This window comes from Bradyrhizobium sp. B097, assembly GCF_038957035.1.
Classification (GTDB): Bacteria; Pseudomonadota; Alphaproteobacteria; order Rhizobiales; family Xanthobacteraceae; genus Bradyrhizobium.
In genome coordinates this window covers 3,177,416-3,194,317 of sequence record NZ_CP152412.1, presented here as the reverse complement: position 1 = coordinate 3,194,317, position 16,902 = coordinate 3,177,416, and the positions used below count along the sequence as shown (strand labels likewise).

At 65.0% G+C, this 16,902-nt stretch carries 14 protein-coding genes; 4 read left to right on the top strand and 10 right to left on the bottom strand.

From position 1 onward, the window contains the following. Nucleotides 1-231: 231 nt before the first annotated feature. Nucleotides 232-1,425, top strand: coding sequence for a CoA transferase (locus tag AAFG07_RS14815; protein ID WP_342727920.1), 1,194 nt, complete (start codon nt 232-234; stop codon nt 1,423-1,425). A 63-nt stretch (nt 1,426-1,488) separates the two neighbouring features. On the opposite strand, the gene AAFG07_RS14810 is transcribed toward AAFG07_RS14815, so the two are convergent. The 10 genes from AAFG07_RS14810 to AAFG07_RS14765 all read right to left on the bottom strand — a co-directional run bounded on the left by AAFG07_RS14810 (nt 1,489) and on the right by AAFG07_RS14765 (nt 12,446). After that, complete coding sequence (locus tag AAFG07_RS14810; protein ID WP_092115556.1) at nt 1,489-3,000, bottom strand: tripartite tricarboxylate transporter permease; 1,512 nt, start codon at nt 2,998-3,000, stop codon at nt 1,489-1,491. A 23-nt stretch (nt 3,001-3,023) separates the two neighbouring features. Then, nucleotides 3,024-3,566, bottom strand: a complete 543-nt coding sequence (locus tag AAFG07_RS14805; protein ID WP_342727919.1) for a tripartite tricarboxylate transporter TctB family protein — start codon at nt 3,564-3,566, stop codon at nt 3,024-3,026. A 76-nt stretch (nt 3,567-3,642) separates the two neighbouring features. After that, complete coding sequence (gene mtnA / locus AAFG07_RS14800) at nt 3,643-4,743, bottom strand: S-methyl-5-thioribose-1-phosphate isomerase (protein ID WP_342727918.1); 1,101 nt, start codon at nt 4,741-4,743, stop codon at nt 3,643-3,645. After that, the gene (locus AAFG07_RS14795; protein ID WP_342727916.1) at nt 4,740-5,615 is read right to left on the bottom strand and encodes an S-methyl-5'-thioadenosine phosphorylase; all 876 of its coding nucleotides are present in this window, start codon (nt 5,613-5,615) and stop codon (nt 4,740-4,742) included. The genes mtnA and AAFG07_RS14795 overlap by 4 nt, the downstream gene beginning before the upstream one ends. 150 nt (nt 5,616-5,765) lie before the next feature. Next, on the bottom strand, nt 5,766-6,752 hold the full coding sequence (locus AAFG07_RS14790) for a tripartite tricarboxylate transporter substrate-binding protein (protein WP_176530083.1): 987 nt from the start codon (nt 6,750-6,752) through the stop codon (nt 5,766-5,768). Nucleotides 6,753-7,157: 405 nt separating this feature from the next. Beyond that, nucleotides 7,158-7,955, bottom strand: coding sequence for an enoyl-CoA hydratase/isomerase family protein (locus AAFG07_RS14785; RefSeq protein ID WP_342727915.1), 798 nt, complete (start codon nt 7,953-7,955; stop codon nt 7,158-7,160). A 46-nt stretch (nt 7,956-8,001) separates the two neighbouring features. Continuing rightward, complete coding sequence (locus AAFG07_RS14780; RefSeq protein WP_207831379.1) at nt 8,002-9,198, bottom strand: aminotransferase class V-fold PLP-dependent enzyme; 1,197 nt, start codon at nt 9,196-9,198, stop codon at nt 8,002-8,004. Between the two features lie 173 nt (nt 9,199-9,371). After that, nucleotides 9,372-9,767, bottom strand: coding sequence for a GFA family protein (locus tag AAFG07_RS14775; RefSeq protein WP_342727914.1), 396 nt, complete (start codon nt 9,765-9,767; stop codon nt 9,372-9,374). Between the two features lie 128 nt (nt 9,768-9,895). Beyond that, nucleotides 9,896-11,179: an MFS transporter gene (locus tag AAFG07_RS14770; protein WP_342727913.1), complete on the bottom strand. Its 1,284-nt coding sequence runs from the start codon at nt 11,177-11,179 to the stop codon at nt 9,896-9,898. A gap of 67 nt (nt 11,180-11,246) precedes the next feature. Beyond that, nucleotides 11,247-12,446, bottom strand: coding sequence for an alanine--glyoxylate aminotransferase family protein (locus AAFG07_RS14765; protein ID WP_342727912.1), 1,200 nt, complete (start codon nt 12,444-12,446; stop codon nt 11,247-11,249). A 132-nt stretch (nt 12,447-12,578) separates the two neighbouring features. Between AAFG07_RS14765 and AAFG07_RS14760 the strand changes: the two genes are divergently transcribed. The 3 genes from AAFG07_RS14760 (at nt 12,579) to AAFG07_RS14750 (ending at nt 16,826) form a co-directional block, all read left to right on the top strand. Beyond that, nucleotides 12,579-13,331 carry a GntR family transcriptional regulator gene (locus AAFG07_RS14760; protein ID WP_342727911.1) on the top strand — a complete coding sequence of 251 codons (753 nt, stop codon included), beginning with the start codon at nt 12,579-12,581 and terminating at the stop codon, nt 13,329-13,331. A 95-nt stretch (nt 13,332-13,426) separates the two neighbouring features. Continuing rightward, a complete protein-coding gene (locus AAFG07_RS14755) occupies nt 13,427-16,405 on the top strand; it encodes an FAD-linked oxidase C-terminal domain-containing protein (RefSeq protein WP_342727910.1) in 2,979 nt (992 codons plus the stop codon). Continuing rightward, on the top strand, nt 16,398-16,826 hold the full coding sequence (locus AAFG07_RS14750; RefSeq protein ID WP_212310212.1) for a heme-binding protein: 429 nt from the start codon (nt 16,398-16,400) through the stop codon (nt 16,824-16,826). The genes AAFG07_RS14755 and AAFG07_RS14750 overlap by 8 nt, the downstream gene beginning before the upstream one ends. Nucleotides 16,827-16,902: the final 76 nt, after the last annotated feature.

Sequence of the window (16,902 nt, the reverse complement as noted above, 5' to 3'; positions counted from 1 at the left end):
CGGGCTAGCAGCCGGCGCAGTGATTGTCGAGGGTTGGCGGATGGCGGGGCCTGTAAGCAGGTGTGGGGAAACCTGAAAGACAGCCGAGGCGGAGGCCGATCTCCACGGAACCATGCCTGTTTGTTTCCAGCCCGGTTTGTTGCCCGGGTAACAGTTGGAAAGGTCAGCCAAATTGTCTATGGCAGATAGGCAGTAGCCCCCAGAGCGGCCCGCCAAACAAGAGGTGTCTCAATGCCCTTTCCCCGCGCATCCCAAGCCCTGTCCCGGTTCACCGTGCTGGATTTGACCCGGGTCCGGTCTGGCCCGACCTGCGTACGCCAACTCGCCGACTGGGGTGCCAACGTCATCAAGATCGATGCGCTGCTGGAGGACGGCGGTGGCGAGCAGCCGGGCGGCCCGCGTGGCGGGTCCGACTTCCAGAACCTGCATCGCAACAAGCGCGCCATGACGCTGAACCTGAAAGACCCCAAGGGGCTCGAGGTATTCAAGCGCCTTGCCGAACAGGCCGACGTCATCGTCGAGAACTTTCGGCCGGACGTGAAGGCCAAGCTCGGCATCGACTATGAGAGCGTGCGCAAGATCAATCCGCGGATCGTCTATGGCAGCATCTCCGGCTTCGGCCAGGACGGCCCCTATCACAAGCGCCCGGGCTTCGATCAGATCGCGCAGGGCATGGGCGGCCTGATGTCGGTGACCGGCGCGCCCGGCGAGGGACCGATGCGGGTCGGCATTCCCGTGGCCGACCTCACCGCAGGGCTGTTCTGCGCGCTCGGCATCCTCACCGCGCTCCTGGAACGCGACGTCTCCAGCGAAGGCCAATGGGTGCAGACCTCGCTGCTGCAGGCGCAGATCTTCATGCTGGATTTCCAGGCGGCGCGCTGGCTGATGGAAAAGGAAGTCGCCAAGCAGGCCGGCAACAACCATCCGACCTCGATCCCGACCGGGGTGTTCAAGACCACCGACGGCTACATCAACATCGCCACGACAGGCGGGCGGATCTGGGAGCGCTGTGCACAGGCGATCGGCGCGCCCGACCTGGTCACCGACCCCGATTATGCGACCGCACCGGCGCGCTCGAAGAACCGCGACGCGCTGAATGCACGAATCAACGCGCTGACGGAAAAGAAATCCACCGAGACCTGGGTGCAGGAGCTGAACGCCGCCGGCGTGCCGTGCGGGCCGATCTATTCGATCGATCAGATGTTCGAGGATGCCCAGGTCAAGCATCTCGGCATGGCCCAGCACGTGCCGAATGACGAGAACCGGCACATCCAGCTGGTCAGCCAGCCCGTGACGCTGTCGCGGACGCCGAGCAAGATGGCGGCGCGGCCGCCGGAATTCGGCGAGCAGACCGAGGAAGTGCTGGCCGAGTTCGGCTTCGGCCAGGACGAGATCGCCGAGCTGCGCCAGCGCAAGGTCGTCTAGAGATTCCAGTCTTGACGCTTTTTCTTCACGCGAACCGGTATCGCTCGAAGACGCTATAAGGCCTCACGCCTTTGCCGGCCGCACCAGGCGCGCGACGCCGGCAAAGGCCCGATCGATCACCGGCCAGAACAGCAGCACGATCGCCAGGGTCGTGATGGTGCCGACCAGGCCGTTCGACCAGAACACCTTCATGTCGCCGCCGGAGCCGATCATCGAGAGCCGGAACGCGTCCTCGGCGCGGCTGCCGAGCACCAAAGCGAGCGTGAACGGCGCAAGCGGGATGCCGATCTTCTTGAAGACGTAGCCGACGACGCCGAAGCCCAGCATCAGCCAGATATCGAACATCGCATTCTGGATCGCATAGGCGCCGATCGCGCAGGACACCACGATCATCGGGGCCACGGCCGCGAACGGCACCCGCAGGATCGAGGCGAAGATCGGCACGGTGGTCAGCACCAGCACGAGGCCGACAACGTTGCCGAGATACATCGAGGCAATCAGGCCCCAGACGAAATCCTTGTGCTCGACGAACAGCAGCGGCCCGGGGTTGAGGCCCCACACCATCAGGCCGCCAAGCAGGATCGCAGCAGTGCCCGAACCGGGAATGCCGAGCGCGAGCATCGGCAACAAGGCCGCGGTGCCTGATGCATGCGCGGCGGTCTCCGGCGCGAACACGCCCTCGATGCGGCCCTTGCCAAAACTTTCCTGATCCTTGGCGAAACGCTTCGCAAGGTTGTAGCCCATGAAGGAGGCCGCGATCGCACCGCCCGGCGTGATCCCGAGCCAGCAGCCGATCACGGACGAACGCAGCAGCGTCACCCAGTATTTCGGCAGGTCCTTCCACACCGAGAGCACGACGCGCAGGCTGATGCTGGCGGCGTGCCCGCGCAGCGCCAGGCGCTCCTCCATCGTGAGCAGGATCTCGCTGATGCCGAACAGGCCGATCACAGCGACGAGGAAGTTGATGCCGCGCAGCAGCTCGGCGGAGCCGAACGTCATGCGCAGCTGCCCGGACACCGTATCCATGCCGACGCCGGCGAGCAGCAGCCCGAGCGACATCGAGATCACGGTCTTGTGCTTGGCTTCGCGGCCGAGGCCGACGAAGGAACAGAAGGTCAGCAGGTAGACGGCGAAGAACTCCGGCGGGCCAAACTTCAGCGCGAACGACGAGATCATCGGCGCCAGGAAGGTGATCAGGAGCACCGCGACCAGCGAGCCGATGAAGGACGAGGTGAACGCCGCGGTCAGCGCTTCGGCCGCCCTGCCCTGCTGCGCCATCGGATAGCCGTCGAACGTGGTCGCGACCGACCAGGCTTCGCCGGGGATGTTGAACAGGATCGAGGTGATGGCGCCGCCGAACAGCGCGCCCCAATAGATGCACGACAGCATCACGATGGCGGATGTCGGATCCATCGTGAAGGTCAAAGGCAGCAGGATCGCGACGCCGTTGGGGCCGCCAAGCCCGGGCAGCACGCCGACGAAGATGCCGAGCACGAGGCCGACCATCATCAACAGCAGCGTCTTCCACGTCAAAAGGACGGCAAAGCCGTGTAGCAGAAGACCGAAGGCTTCCATGTCTCGAAATCCCGTCGGTTAGCTCAGTAGCCGAAGGCCGCTTCGAGCGGCCCCTTCGGCATGATGACGTCGAATGCGATGTCGAAGGTCACGAACATCGCGGCGGTGAAGATGAAGGCGGTCAAGAGCGACTTCCACAGCGCGATCTTGCCGACGAGGCGCATGAAGCCCGCGATCAGGAGAAAGCTCGCGACATAGAGGCCGAGATATTGGGTGGCGAGGCAGAACAGGAATGTCGGCACGAATACCGCCATCACCCGGCGAAACTGGGCGCGGGTGACAAAGGTCTCGGCCGCTTCCCGGCGCGAGACGAAGGCGGCGCCGAGACCATAGAGGCTGGCGGCGCCGAGAATCACCGAGAGATAGAACGGAAAATAGCCCGGCTGCGGCCCGGTCGAATCCCACGATGCGCCGGTGCGCCAATTGTCCCAGCCGAGCACCAAGGCGAGCGCGAGCAGCAGCAGCGAGACGATGACATCGACGATGCCGGTAGAGACGACGGCGGGCGAGTTCTCTTCAGGCGCGGTCGGATCGTCGACGACGATCTCAAGTTCGGTATTGGACATGGACTGGACGGTCTGGGTTGCGAGGGCAACGATTGGGATAGCGTGCTGAACCAATCACCGTCAATGCAGCCTTCAGCTAACGCCCGGAACGTTCGGGAAATGCGCCCGCAAGCGCAGCACGATCAGCGCCGAGCACGCCGCGCTCGGTGATCAATCCCGTCACCAGCCGCGCCGGCGTGACGTCGAAGCCGAAATTGGCCACCGAAGAGCCGTCCGGAACCACGCGCACGGTCTCGATCCGTCCGTCCGCCGTCCGCCCGGTGAGGTGCGTCACCTCGGCGGCCGCACGCTGCTCGATCGGAATCTGCCTGACGCCGTCATCGATACTAAAGTCGATGGTCGGCGACGGCAGCGCAACGTAGAACGGCACATCGTTGTCGTGCGCCGCGAGCGCCTTCAGATAGGTCCCGATCTTGTTGCAGACGTCGCCATTGGCGGCGACGCGGTCGGTCCCGACGATCGCAAGGTCAACCATGCGATGCTGCATCAGGTGGCCGCCAGTGTTGTCGGGGATCACGGTATGCGGCACGCCGTGGTGGCCGAGTTCCCAGGCGGTGAGCGAGGCGCCCTGATTGCGCGGGCGCGTTTCGTCGACCCAGACATGGACCGCAATGCCGCGATCATGCGCCTGGTAGATCGGTGACGTCGCCGTTCCCCAATCGACGGTTGCAAGCCAGCCGGCATTGCAATGCGTCAGCACGTTGACCGGCTCGCCCGGCTTCTTGGTCGCGGCGATTTTTTCGATCAGGCCGAGGCCGTGGCGGCCGATCTCGCGGTTGATCTCGACATCCTCGTCGGCGATCTCGCGAGCGCGGGTATAGGCCGCTTCCGCCCGGGCAGACGCAGCGAGCGGAGCGAGCGCGCGCTGCATCTCGTCGATCGCCCACTTCAGATTGATCGCGGTCGGCCGGGTCGCAGCCAGCATCTTGCCGGCGCGCTCGAGCGCCGCATCGGAGGCATCGGCGCGCATCGCAAGCGCCATGCCATAGGCCGCGGTGGCGCCGATCAGCGGCGCGCCGCGCACCAGCATCGAGCTGATCGCCTCGCCGGCCTCCTCAGCCGTCGTGATTTTTGCAATGATGAATTCATGCGGCAATCGTCGCTGATCGATCGCGCCGACGGACCAGCCGTCGGGCTCGAGCCAGATGCTGCGAAAATGTCGTCCGTCGACTTTCATGCGCGTAGCACCCGTCCGGCAACAGCATCGAGTTTGGCAAGCAGCTGCGGATCGCGGGCCGTGGGCGCCGTGATCAGCGCGGTGTCCAGCGCGCGATCCGAACCGATCGGGCACGGCTCATGCTCGCGCGGGAAATTCCGCGCCAGACACGCCACGAGCGCCTTTGCCTTCTCAGCGTTCGAATTCAGCACGCGGATGATATCCTGCACCGTCACGGCATCATGCGCCGGATGCCAGCAGTCGAAATCGGTGACCATCGCCACGCTGGCGTAACAGATCTCGGCCTCGCGGGCGAGCTTGGCTTCCGGCATGTTGGTCATGCCGATCACCGAATAGCCCTGCGCCTTGTAGGTCAGGCTTTCGGCGAGCGAGGAGAATTGCGGCCCCTCCATGCAGAGATAGGTGCCGCCGCGCGCGAACGCGATTCGCTCGGCCTCGGCCGCGGCGGCGAGATGCTTGACCAGCAACGGCGACACCGGATGCGCCATCGACACATGCGCGACGCAGCCCTTGCCGAAGAACGAGCTCTCGCGCTTGTGCGTGCGATCGACGAACTGGTCGACCAATACGAAAGTGCCCGGCGGCAGCTCCTCCTTGAACGAACCGCACGCCGACAGCGCGACCAGGTCGGTGACCCCTGCCCGCTTCAGCACGTCGATATTGGCGCGATAATTGATGTCGGACGGCGACAGCGCGTGTCCCTGGCCGTGCCGCGGCAGGAACACGATCGGCAACCCCGCCATCTCGCCACGACGCAGCGGCGCGGATGGCTCGCCCCACGGGCTCGCGATGGCTTCCTCGCGGACGTTTTCCAGGCCCGGCAGATCGTAGATGCCGGATCCGCCGATGATGCCGAGAACGGCTTTGGTCATGATCGCTCCTCACGGTCCCGCAACGGCGACGGAGGGGTGACCCAGCCCGATCGGGCTCGCCGGACGTTCGGCCATACTGCGGCGCAATAATCACTGCGCCGCTGCCGCTTGCAAGCCAATTCGGACCCGAAGGTAAGCAAACCGCGACCGCTACTTCGCGACAAAGCCCGCCGCGTTCATGAGCGAGGCATTGAGCTTGTCGTCATCCTCGAGGAACTCGACCATGTCCTTGCCGGTGAGGAAGATCGGCTTCAAGGCCTGCTTCTCCATGTAGTCCTTGTATTCCGCCGTCTGCGTCACCTTCTGGAACAGGTCGGCATAGAATGCCTGCTGCTCCTGGGTGACCTTGCCCGGCAGGAACATGGCGCGCAGCATCAGATACTGCACGTCCAGCCCCTCCTCCTTGCAGGTCGGGATATCGTTCCAGGATTGCGTGTCGGTGACCTTGGTCTTGTAGGAGATGCGCTCCTTGTCGAACACGCAGAGCGCGCGAACCTGCCCGGCGCGCCAGACCTCGAGGTTTTCGCTCGGATTGTTGACGTTGGATTCGGTATGGCCGCCGACCAGCTGGGTCGCGGCCTCGCCGCCGGACTTGTACGGCAGATAGGAGAATTTCGCGCCGGTCTTCTGCTCCATGAAGACGGTCAGCACATGATCCTCGCGCTTGGAGCCCGTGCCGCCCATCTTGAACGGCGCGCTCGCGGCCTTCGCGGCCGCGATGAAGTCCTTGACGGTCTTGGGGCCCGACGCATTGTCCCACAACACGAACTGGTCGAGCGCGATCACCGACACCGGCGTGAGGTCGCGCCAGTTGAACGGGATCTTGGCCGACAGCGGCAGCATGTAGATCAGCGAATAGGCGATCAGCACCTTGTTGGGATCGCCCTCGCTGGACTTCATGTACATCAGCGCCTCGGCACCCGACGCGCCGCCCTTCAGCGAGACCACCATCGGCTGCTTCATCAGATTGTTCTTCTGGATTGCCGCCTGCATCATGCGCGCCATCTGGTCGGAAGCACCGCCGGCGCCCGCCGCAACCACGATCTCGACCGGCTTGCTCGGCTCCCAGCCGGCGAACGCCGGCGTGCTCAGCAGCAGCGCCGCGATGGCCGCCGTGGTTTTCACAATCTGTCCCACGTGTTTCTTCCCTATCTATTTGTTCGGCTTCGCAAAACCGTCGAGGTGGCGGGTACGTGTCATTGTGCCGAGAATGCAGGTGAGTTCAAGCCGCCGAACTGCCGCATGACCTATGACTTTGGAATGAGGTGGGTGTCGTTGCGAGGGCGCTGAAGGCGCGCCGCTTGTTCACTGTCGTCCCTGCCTAGTGCGCAATTGCGCACGGGAGCAGGGACCCATACTCCGCGGCGGGTGTTGCGAATGGGACTCGTCGTTCCAGCGTCGCACAACAATGAACTTCGGTGGTTATGGGTCCCTGCTTTCGCAGGGACGACACTGAATTTGTGGAGCGATCTGCGAGTCACACATGTGCCGTCTCGCGACACGAATTGCCCGAGAGCCACTTGGGCAAGCGCCTCGCCGCCGTTACTTGCCCTTGAAGTTCGGCGTGCGCTTGTTGAGGAAAGCGTCCATGCCCTCGCGGAAATCCTCGCTCATATAGGCGCGCAGGATCAGGTCTTCGCCTTCGTCGCGCGACAGCGTGCGGCGGATGCGGCGCACCGCTTCCTTGGTCACCTCGAGCGTGATCGGCGCATGGCTCGCGACGAGCTGCGCGGTCTCGGTGGCACGGCGCTGCAGTGTCTCCACGTCGGGGACGACTTCGTTCAACAGCCCGAGCGCCAGCGCTTCGGGTGCCTCGACCAGGCGCGCCTTGAAGATCAGATCCTTGGTCCGCGCCGGACCGATCAGCGAGACCAGCCGCGAGATGTTGGACATCGAGAGGCAGTTGCCGAGCGTGCGCGCGATCGGGAAGCCGATCCGCGTCGCCTCGGTGCCGATGCGGATATCGCAGCATGCAGCGATGCCGGCGCCGCCGCCGGTGCAAGCGCCGGCGATCGCCGCGATCACAGGCACGCGGCACTGTTCCAGCGTTCCCAGCACGCGGTCGATCCGCGCCTCATAGTCCAGCGCATCCTGGGCGGTCTTGAATGCCCGGAACTGGGAGATGTCGGTGCCCGAGGCGAACGCCTTGTCGCCCGCGCCGGTCAGGATCAGCGCCTTGATGGAGTGATCCTGGTTGATGTTCTCGCAGATCGAGGCCATCTGCTCGTACATCGCAAAGGTCAGCGCGTTGCGGGCCTGCGGCCGATTGAACGTGATGCGCGCGATCCCGTCCGCGACGGAGTAGATCAGGTCTTCGGTCGGTGCGACGGGCGCGTTCATGTCTCGCTCTTTCTGTTCTTTGCGATAAGGTTTCAGGCCAGCCTGTTCAAGCAACCGCTTTCGACGCCTGCGATGGGTCGCGTCCCTTGAGGACCTCCATCGCCGCCAGCACACCGCCACTGCGATGCGGCACCTTGGCGAGATCAAGACCCATCTCGACACCGGACAGCGTGCCCATCAGCATCAGGTCGTTGAAGTGGCCGATATGCCCGATCCGGAACACCTTGCCCTTGACCTTGTTGAGGCCGGTGCCGAGCGACATGTCGAAATTCTCCAGCACGACCTTGCGAAAGTGGTCGGCATCGTGGCCGTCAGGCACGCGCACCGCGGTCAGCGCCGGCGAGTGCGCGCCCTGCTCCTGGCACTGAGTCTCCAGACCCCAGACCTTGATGGCGGCACGCGTCGCTTCGCTGTGGCGCTTGTGGCGGGCGAAGACGTTGTCCAGCCCCTCCTCCTCCAGCATCTTCACGGCCTCGCGCAAGCCGAACAGCAGGTTGGTGGCAGGCGTATACGGCCAGGTGCCGGCCTTGTTGATGTTGATGACCTCCTGCCAGTCCCAATAGGAACGCATCCCCGGATTGGCCTTGGCCACCGCCAGCGCCTTCTCCGACACGGCGTTGAAGCCGAGGCCGGGCGGCAGCATCAGCCCCTTCTGGGAGCCGGCGATCGAGACGTCGATACCCCAGGCATCATGCTCATATTCGAGCGAGCCGAGGCCGGAGATGGTGTCGACCATCAACAGCGCCGGATGCTTCAGGGTGTCGAGGATCTTGCGGACGTCGCGCGGATAGGTGACGCAGGCGGTCGAGGTCTCGTTATGGACCACGCAGACGGCCTTGATCTTGTGCGCCTTGTCGGCGGCGAGCCTGGCCTCGATCTGCTCGAGGTCGGCACCATGGCGCCAGTCGCCCGGAATGAAATCGACGTCGAGCTTGAACTTGTCGGCGATGCCGTGCCACAGCACGGCGAACTGGCCGGTCTCGCACATCAAGACCTTGTCGCCCGGCTGCAGCGTGTTGACGATCGCGGCCTCCCAGGCGCCGGTCCCCGACGAGGGGTAGATGATCACGGGCTGCTTGGTGCGGAACACACGCTGCATCGCAGAAAGCACGGCAAAGCCGATCTCGGCGAATTCGGCACCGCGATGGTCCATGGTCGGCATGTCCATCGCCCGCAGCACCCGGTCCGGCACGTTGGTCGGTCCCGGAATCTGCAGAAAATGCCTTCCAGTATGCACGGTCATGAGCGTCTTTCCCGGTCTTGTCTTGGTCGTGGTGAGCCGCTCGCATATCACTATCCGGAAATTGAAGCCAACCATATCAGCCCGTAACGGGCCACATGGCTTAACTTTTCTTCAGACAGCTCAGTGAGTTGACCTGGCATCCGTTGCCATGCCCCGCCAGCGATTACGCGCGCTCAGCCCGGGAAGCGCTCGAAGGCCGGAAGATCGTGAAGCAAGCCCACCCATCCAACGCGCTCGGCCGTCTGCACCTGAACCTTGGGCGCGATCGCATTCGGATCGTCGAGCGCGGCGATCCTGACCTGCATCATGCCCATCTGGTCGAGAATTCCGTTGCTGAAGAACAGCCCCGCGCCGCATGCCGGGCAGAACGAGCGCTGGCCGCTCTCTGAAGACGAATAAAGCTTCGGCTTCCCCTGGATCGAGACCGCGGCCCGCGGGACCATTGCCCATGCCAGCATCGGCGCGCCAGATTGCTTGCGACAATCGTGGCAATGGCAGACGGTACTGAAAGCCGCCTGATCGGGGATTTCGAACCTGATCTCACCGCAATGGCAGCCGCCGCGAAGCATACCCAAGCTCAACACTCCCGACCTCTCTTCAAGATCGCATCCATGTCACCATTTTCGCCGGGTTTGTTCTCCTCCCGGCGGGGGGCAGACATGCATATCCGGCGGCGCCGGGAGGCACCTGCAGCCGCTCATTCGGCGGCCACCACCTTCCCCGGCGTCGCCAGTTCGCTCGTCTCCTCGAACGGCCGCTCCGGATGCATCAGGAACGCCGAGAAACCACCAAGCAGCAGCAGCCCCATCGACATCAGGAACGGCAGGTACCAGTTTCCGGTGGCGTCGATGACGAAACCGGCGACCAGCGGCGAGACGATCGCCGCGAAAGCCGAGCCGCTGTTCATGATCCCCGCGGCAGTGCCGGAATATTTCGCCGCGATGTCCATCGGGATCGACCACATCGGGCCGATCACGAGCTCGGCGCAGAAGAAGCCAGCCGACAGGCAGAGCGCGACCACCGTGATGTCGTGAACGAACAGGATCGGCATCAGCGACAGCAGCGCGCCCGCGAATCCCACGACCGTCACGCTGAGCCGCGCCAGCCGCACTTTGCCTGTGCGCTCGAGAATGCGGTCGGAGATCACGCCGCCGATGCTGTCGCCGACGACGCCGGCAAAGAACACGCCGGATGCGAACAGCGCCGAGTTCTTCAGATCGAGGCTGTAATTGTTCTTGAAGAACAGCGGCAGCCAGTTGAGGTAGAGCCACAGGCACCAGCCGTAGCAGAAATAGGTCAAGGTCACCGGCCACATCCGCTGCAACAGCGGTCCCCACGGCACCTTCGGCCGCTCGCCCTGCGGCCGCGGCGGCAAGGTCGCAAGCTCGGCCGCGGTGATCGAGCCATGGTCGGCCGGCTGGTTGCGGAAGTACCAGACCCACACAACGCCCCAGATCAGACTGACGATGCCGAGCGCGACGAAGGCGCCGCGCCATGTCAGCCAGAGGATCAGGAGCGCGACCACCGGCGGGGTCACCGCGTTGCCGAGCCGTGCGAAGGCGTGCGTGAGGCCTTGCGCGAAACCGCGGCGGTTCGCGGGCGTCCAGTACTGCATGGCGCGGGTCGCGGTCGGGAACGTCGCGCCTTCGCCGAACCCCAGCGCGAAGCGCGCGACGAACAGCGCGGCGAGACCATGGACAAAGCCGGTCATGATGGTCGCCGCAGCCCAGATCATGCCGCACCAGAACAAGGTCTTGCGCGGCCCGAAGCGATCGCCGACCCAGCCGCCGATCACCTGGAACAGCAGGTACGGATAGGCGAAGGCCGAGAACACCAGGCCGAGCTCGGTGTTCGACAGACCGAGCTCCTTCTGGATCTCGCTGGCCGCGGTGCCGATGTTGACGCGGTCGACATAGGTGATGAAATACATCACGCAGAGCATGGCCAACACGACATGGGTGGCCTTGAACCGAAGCCTCATATCCCTCCCCTTCCCTGTTCCGCGATTTTTCTGAGCCGTTGGCGTGCGGGATGCCGTTGGTCGGCGCTTAAGTGCTGACCACCTTCAGATGCGACGCGTTGCGTTGATCGCGCTGCTCGAGCAGCCGCATCGCCGCCTCGACGCCGCCCGAGCGGTGCGGCACGCCGGCGACCGACAGCCCCATCTCGACGCCGGTGAGCGCGCCGAGCAGCGTCAGCTCGTTGCACTCGCCGAGATGACCGATGCGGAACACCTTGCCGGCGACCTTCGACAGGCCGGCCCCGAGCGACATGTTGAAATTGTCGAGCACCGCCTTGCGGAACGCATCGGCATCATGGCCGGGCGGCATCATCACCGCGGTCAGCACCGGCGAAAACTCCGAGGGCTCCTGACAGAGATTCTCGAGCCCCCATTGATTGACGGCCGCGCGCGTCGCGGCGGCGAGCCGCCGATGGCGCGCGAACACGTTGTCGAGCCCCTCTTCCAGCAGCATCGCGATCGCCTCGCGCAGCCCGTAGAGCAGGTTCGTCGCCGGCGTGTAGGGGAAGAAGCCCTTGGCGTTCGGCTTCAGCATTTCCTCCCAGTCGAAATAAGAGCGCGGCATCTTGTTGCTGCGCGACGCGGCGCGGGCCTTTTCCGAAATGGCGTTGAAGCCGAGGCCGGGCGGCAGCATAAAACCCTTCTGCGAGCAGCTGACGCTGACGTCGACCTTCCACTCGTCGTGCCGGTAGTCGACCGAGCCGAGCGAGGAAATGGTATCGACCATCAACAGCGCCGGATGGGCGGTGCGGTCGATGGCGGCACGGATGTCGGCGATCCGGCTGGTCGCGCCGGTCGAGGTCTCGTTGTGGACGACCATGACAGCCTTGATGCTGTGCGCGGCGTCCGCGGCAAGCCTTGCTTCGATCAACGCTGGGTCGGCGCCGCGCCGCCAATCGCCGGCAATGAAGTCGACCTCGATGCCGAAACGGCCGGCGAGCTGCCGCCACAGCGTGGCGAAGTGCCCGGTCTCGACCATCAGGACCCTGTCGCCGGGCGACAGCGTGTTGACGATCGCAGCTTCCCAGGCGCCGGTGCCCGACGACGGGAAGATCACCACCGGGCCTGCGGTCTGGAAGATCTTGCCGCTTCCCTCGAGCACGGTGCGGCCAAGCTCGGCGAACTCCGCGCTGCGGTGGTCGATGACCGGCATGTCCATCGCGCGAAGAATGCGATCCGGAACGGGGCTCGGCCCCGGAATCTGCAGAAAATGGCGTCCTTGATGCATGAGAACCTCCCAATTGCCGGATTTCGGCTCCTTGGCCAACCATTTTGCATTCATTTTTTGTATTATCAATCGAATTTTGGTATTCGATTGTGGAGATCGACGCGACCGCGCCGGCAAATTATTGTTCAGAATATGAAATCTGCGATTCCCGAGACCGGGGTTCCGATCACCCAACCCGCCGCCGGCAACGGCAGCGACCGCCAGGAGGTCTCGCTTCACGGCGAGATCCTGTTGCGGCTGCGCGACTACGTCGTGGAAGGCAACATTCCCGAGGGCGGGCGCGTTCCGGAACGCCAGCTGTGCGAAATGCTGGGGATCTCCAGGACGCCGCTGCGCGAGGCGCTCAAGGTGCTGGCCGCCGAGGGCCTGATCGAGCTGTTGCCCAACCGCGGCGCGCGGGTGCGCCAGCTCAGCCAGCGCGACCTCGAGGAACTGTTCGACGTCATGGCCGGGCTGGAGAGCCTGGCCGGTCGGCTGGCCTGCGAGAGCATCACGGACGAGGAAATCGCGGCGATCGAGCGGCTGCACTACGAGATGTACGGCCACTACCTGCACCGCGACATGCACGGCTATTTCCAGACCAACCAGCAGATCCACGAGAGCATCGTCGCGGCTGCGCGCAACGAGACGCTGAAGACGACCTACGCCAACTTCGCGGGCCGGATCCGCCGCGTGCGCTATTCCGCGAACTTCGCCCGCAAGCGGCAGCGCTGGGCCGAGGCGATGCGCGAGCACGAGGCGATCCTCGATGCGCTGCGCCGCCGCGCCAGCAGCGAGCTCAGCGACATCCTGTTCGCCCATCTGCGCAACAAGCGGGGCGCCGCCCTCGAGCACCTCGCCGAGGGGCCTGACGCCGCCCCAGAGGCAACGCCTCAGAGCAGCTAGTTGCTCATTTTGAATTCATAATGTAATTCTCGGCTCAATCGAATGAATAATTCCCGGGCAATATTCGTTGCGCCGCGGATCACATCGGATCTGGGATGAAGAACGCCTCCTCGCTCGAACAGCGCCTGCGGTCCGACCTGACCGGCGACGTGTTTTTCGATGCCTTCAACCGCGGCCGCTACGCGACCGACGCCTCGTTCTACCAGATCATGCCGGCCGGCGTGGTCGTGCCGCGCACCGTCGACGAGGCGCTGCGGACGCTTGCGATCGTCCGCGACGCCGGACGGATCGTCACCCCGCGCGGCGGCGGCACCTCGCAATGCGGCCAGACCGTCAACGACGGCATCGTGGTCGACCTCTCCAAGCACCTGAACCGCATCCTCTCGCTCGACGTCGAGAACCGGACCTGCGTGGTCGAGCCCGGCATCGTGCTCGACGATCTCAACCGTCAGCTCAGGAAGCATGGGCTGTGGTTTCCGGTCGACGTCTCGACCGCGTCGCGCGCCACGATCGGCGGCATGGCCGGCAACAATTCCTGCGGCGGCCGCTCGTTGCGCTACGGCACGATGCGCGACAACACGCTGTCGATGGATGCGGCCCTCGCCGACGGCACACTGCTGCATTTCGGCGAAGTGCCGCGCGACCTGACGCGGGTCAATGCTCCCGACAGCGGATCGCAGCTATTCCGCGACATGCTCGATCTCGGCGAGCGCGAGGCGGCCGAGATCGCGGACAAATTCCCCAAGGTGCAGCGCCGCGTCGGCGGCTATAATCTCGACGCGCTGGTGCCGCGCAACGCGCCGAACAACATGGCGCATCTTCTGGTCGGCTCGGAAGGCACCCTCGCCTTCACGACGCGGGTCGAGCTGAAGCTGTGGCCTGTCATCCGCAACAAGGCGCTCGGCGTCTGCCATTTCGGCAGCTTCTACGAGGCGATGGATGCGGCCCAGCATCTGGTCAAGCTGCGGCCGATCGCGGTCGAGCTGGTCGATCGCACCATGATCGCGCTCGGACGCGAGATCGCGATGTTCCAGCCGATCATTTCCGCCGCCGTGCGCGGCGATCCGGACGCCATACTTGTGGTCGAGTTCGCCGAGGAGGATCAGGCCGACAACCTCGCGCGCCTGAAGCAGCTCGGCGAGCTGATGGGCGATCTCGGCTTCGGCTGGGACAGACCGCAGCGCAAATGGGGCGGCGTGGTCGAGATCGTCGAGCCCGCGCTGCAATCCGGCATCGCCGATTTCCGCGCAGCCGGGCTCAACGTCATGATGTCGATGAAGCAGGAGGGCAAGCCGGTCTCGTTCGTCGAGGATTGCGCGGTGCCGCTGCCGCATCTTGCCGACTACACCGAGCGGCTCAATGCCGTGTTCGCCAAGCATGGCACCCGCGGCACGATGTATGCGCACGCCTCCGAGGGCTGCCTGCATGTGCGCCCGGTGCTCAATCTGAAGCTCGAGAAGGACGTCAAGGCAATGCGCGCCATTGCCGAGGAAGCCTTCGCGATGGTGCGCGAATACAAGGGGTCGCATTCCGGCGAGCACGGCGACGGCCTGGTGCGCTCGGAATTCCACGAGACGATGTTCGGCGCGCGCATCGTGGCCGATTTCCGCGAGGTCAAGCAGCGCTTCGATCCGGACAACACGCTAAATCCGGGCAAGATCGTCGATCCACCGAAAATGGACGACCGCTCGCTGTTTCGTTTTTCGCCGGACTATCGCGTCGGCGAATTGAAGACGGCGCTGGACTGGTCGGCCTATCCCGGCGCCGGCGGCGGCTTCCAGGGCGCGGTCGAGATGTGCAACAACAACGGCGCCTGCCGCAAGCTCGAAGGCGGCGTGATGTGCCCGTCCTATCGGGCGACGCGCAACGAGAAGGACGTCACCCGCGGCCGCGCCAACACGCTTCGGCTCGCGATCTCGGGCCAGTTGGGTGCGGACGCGCTCGCCTCCGACGAGATGATGGACACGCTGAAACTCTGCGTCTCCTGCAAGGCCTGCCGCCATGAATGCCCGACCGGCGTCGACATGGCCAAGATGAAGATCGAGGTGCTGGCGGCCCGCGCCGCGACGCACGGCCTGTCGCTGCGCGACCGGCTGGTCGGCTACCTGCCGCGCTATGTCGATCTCGCCTCGCGCTTCGCGCCGCTCGCGAACTGGCGCAACCGCAGCCCGCTGCTGCGCGCGCTGTTCGAGAAATTCGCCGGGATCAGCGCAAAGCGCGCGCTGCCGGCGTTTCGCCGCGACACCTTCCGGCCGGACGCCGAGGTGCTGGGACCGCCTGAGGGGCGCGAAGTCGTGCTGTTCGCCGATACGTTCAACCGCGGCTATGAGCGGGAGAATCTCGACGCCGCGGTCGAGGTCCTGGTCGCCGGCGGCTATCGCGTGCATCTGCCCAAATCGTCGGACGGCGGCCGCCCGCCGTGCTGCGGCCGAACGTTCCTGTCGGCCGGACTCGTCGAGCAGGCGCGAGCCGAGCTCGACCGGCTGGTTGCGACCTACGCGCCGTTCGCCGCGCGCGGCGTGCCGATCATTGGGCTCGAGCCGAGCTGCCTGCTGACCTTGCGCGACGAGCTGCTGTCGTTGCGTTCGGATGAGGCCGCGAAGACCGTCAGCGCCCACGCCCTGCTGTTCGAGGAGTTTCTGGTGCGGGAGGCCGAGGCCGGACGGCTCGCCCTGCCGCTCGGCGCCGTCGCCGGCAAGGCCGTCGTGCATGGTCATTGCCACCAAAAATCCTTCGGCGCATTCAAGCCGGTGGAGAAGGTGCTGCGTCTGGTGCCCGGCCTCGACGTCAAGACCATCGAGTCGAGCTGCTGCGGCATGGCCGGCGCGTTCGGCTATGGCGCGGACACCTATCAGGCCTCGATCGAGATGGCCGAGCTGTCGCTGCTGCCCGCGGTGCGCGGCGCGGATCAGGACACGCTGATCGTGGCCGACGGCACCTCGTGCCGGCACCAGATCAAGGACGGCAGCGGACGCACGCCGCTGCATGTCGCCAGCGTATTGGCGATGAGCCTGAAACGTGCGACATCAAATTCCGACAGATCGTTATCGACAAAGGAAAAGGCCCATGGCTGAGCTCACTCTCGAAACTGCCCGCAAGATTCTGGATGCCGCACTCGCCAAGGGCGTCGAGAAGAAGCTGAAGCCGCTGGTCGTTACGATCCTCGACGCGCGCGGCGCGGTGAAGGTGACGGCGGCGCAGGACGGCACCAGCCTGATGCGGGCCGAGATCGCCCACGGCAAGGCCTATGGCGCGCTGGCGCTGGGGATGGGATCGCGGGCGCTGTTTCAGCGCGCGCAGGAGCAGGCCTATTTCATCGACAGCGTGAACACGCTGGCGCAGGGCCGGCTGGTGCCGGTCCCCGGCGGCGTGCTGATCATGGACGGCTCGACCCTGCTCGGCGCCGTCGGCGTCAGCGGCGACACGTCCGACAATGACGAGATCTGCGCCGTGGCCGGCATCGAAGCCGCCGGCCTGAAGGCCAACGCCGGCTAGCGTGCGGTGGGCATCGCGCTCCCTCACCCCGGTCTCCGGGGAGAGGGTTGGGCGGATAGTGGGTCAGTTTGAATAC

Coding starts and splice junctions, on each gene's coding strand:
- AAFG07_RS14815 (WP_342727920.1), top strand. CDS start 232: ATGCCCTTTCCCCGCGCATCCCAAGCCCTGTCCCGGTTCACCGTGCTG.
- AAFG07_RS14810 (WP_092115556.1), bottom strand. CDS start 3,000: ATGGAAGCCTTCGGTCTTCTGCTACACGGCTTTGCCGTCCTTTTGACG.
- AAFG07_RS14805 (WP_342727919.1), bottom strand. CDS start 3,566: ATGTCCAATACCGAACTTGAGATCGTCGTCGACGATCCGACCGCGCCT.
- mtnA (WP_342727918.1), bottom strand. CDS start 4,743: ATGAAAGTCGACGGACGACATTTTCGCAGCATCTGGCTCGAGCCCGAC.
- AAFG07_RS14795 (WP_342727916.1), bottom strand. CDS start 5,615: ATGACCAAAGCCGTTCTCGGCATCATCGGCGGATCCGGCATCTACGAT.
- AAFG07_RS14785 (WP_342727915.1), bottom strand. CDS start 7,955: ATGAACGCGCCCGTCGCACCGACCGAAGACCTGATCTACTCCGTCGCG.
- AAFG07_RS14780 (WP_207831379.1), bottom strand. CDS start 9,198: ATGACCGTGCATACTGGAAGGCATTTTCTGCAGATTCCGGGACCGACC.
- AAFG07_RS14775 (WP_342727914.1), bottom strand. CDS start 9,767: ATGCTTCGCGGCGGCTGCCATTGCGGTGAGATCAGGTTCGAAATCCCC.
- AAFG07_RS14770 (WP_342727913.1), bottom strand. CDS start 11,179: ATGAGGCTTCGGTTCAAGGCCACCCATGTCGTGTTGGCCATGCTCTGC.
- AAFG07_RS14765 (WP_342727912.1), bottom strand. CDS start 12,446: ATGCATCAAGGACGCCATTTTCTGCAGATTCCGGGGCCGAGCCCCGTT.
- AAFG07_RS14760 (WP_342727911.1), top strand. CDS start 12,579: ATGAAATCTGCGATTCCCGAGACCGGGGTTCCGATCACCCAACCCGCC.
- AAFG07_RS14755 (WP_342727910.1), top strand. CDS start 13,427: ATGAAGAACGCCTCCTCGCTCGAACAGCGCCTGCGGTCCGACCTGACC.
- AAFG07_RS14750 (WP_212310212.1), top strand. CDS start 16,398: ATGGCTGAGCTCACTCTCGAAACTGCCCGCAAGATTCTGGATGCCGCA.